The organism is Cupriavidus pauculus (assembly GCF_008801835.1).
Taxonomy (GTDB): domain Bacteria; phylum Pseudomonadota; class Gammaproteobacteria; order Burkholderiales; family Burkholderiaceae; genus Cupriavidus; species Cupriavidus pauculus.
Genome location: NZ_VZOW01000093.1, coordinates 1 through 1,216 on the forward strand (window position 1 = coordinate 1; position 1,216 = coordinate 1,216).

At 58.8% G+C, this 1,216-nt stretch carries 1 protein-coding gene; it reads right to left on the reverse strand.

The genetic code is table 11. The annotated features are described in order from the left end of the window. Positions 1-139: 139 nt before the first annotated feature. Positions 140-1,126: an IS5 family transposase gene (locus F7R19_RS29515; RefSeq protein ID WP_104669827.1), complete on the reverse strand. Its 987-nt coding sequence runs from the start codon at positions 1,124-1,126 to the stop codon at positions 140-142. Positions 1,127-1,216: the final 90 nt, after the last annotated feature.

Here is a 1,216-nt window from a genome sequence, read left to right on the forward strand (position 1 = left end):
CTAGGGAAGTGCTGATCAATGAGGCTTGCACTTGATGTCGTACAGGCCAATGACTGCTGTGTTCGCAATGCGAGAGAGATAGGCCAATTCAAGCCAGGTTTGTCTCGCGTTCCGCGCCTTTCCTGGCGCCTTCTGGTACTCAGGACGGATTGCTCCCATGCGCCGGCAACAATTGCCTCTTGGCCAGTGCCAGATTCGCCAGGCCAAACAGGCTGAACAACTGCGCCGTGTTCTTGACCAGGCCCTTGTAGCGAACTTTGCGATGCCCGAAGAGATTTTTGATGACGTGGAACGGATGCTCGACTCGTGCTCGGATCTGGGCCTTGGCCCGCTCGACGGCAATCAGCAAGTCCTTGACTGCACTGTCACGCATCGCCGTGATCTTGCCGCGCTTGACGGCCACCTGCCACTTCACGGTCTTGCCTTGCATCTCCTCGCGCTTGTCCACGCCCGTGTAGCCCGCATCGCCGAAAGCGTGCGCTTCGTGGCCGTGCAACAAAGCGTGCGCCTGCGACACGTCCGACTCGTTCGCTGCGGTGCCTACCACGCTGTGTACCAGTCCAGAGGCCGCATCCACGCCGACATGGGCTTTCATTCCAAAGTGCCAAGCATTGCCTTTCTTGGCCTGGTGCATTTCCGGATCGCGACTCTTCTCTTTGTTCTTGGTCGACGGCGGCGCTTCGATGATGGTGGCATCCACGATAGTGCCTTCCTTCATCATCAGTCCCCGCTCGCACAGCATGACGCCGATTTCGTCGAACAGCTTTCGGGTCAACTCATACGCGACGAGCAGGCGGCGAAACTTCAGCAGCGTAGTCGCGTCTGGCACAGCCTCTACCGCCAAGTCGATTCCGGCAAACGCCCGCATCGCCATGCTGTCGTACAGCGCGTCTTCCAGTGCCTCGTCCGACAGCCCGTACCACTGCTGGAGGAAATAGATGCGCAGCATCCGCTCAAGGCCGATCGGTGGTCGTCCACGTTTGCCCTTGGGGTAGTACGACTCGACCGCCGCAATCAACCGCGCCCACGGCACTACGCTTTCCATCTCCGTCAGAAATCGCTGGCGGCGCGTCACCCGCTTCTTACCGTGGCTTTCCGCTTCCGCAAAACTGATCTGTCGCTTCATCACCGGACCTGAATCATGGACACATCTATGACAACGCGTTCACCAAACGCCTCGATGACCCGCACGCTGATTTAATCAGCGTTTCCCTAG

What these genes read in the sequence shown, in the direction of transcription:
- F7R19_RS29515 (WP_104669827.1), bottom strand. Translation starts at nt 1,126, where the DNA reads ATGAAGCGACAGATCAGTTTTGCGGAAGCGGAAAGCCACGGTAAGAAG.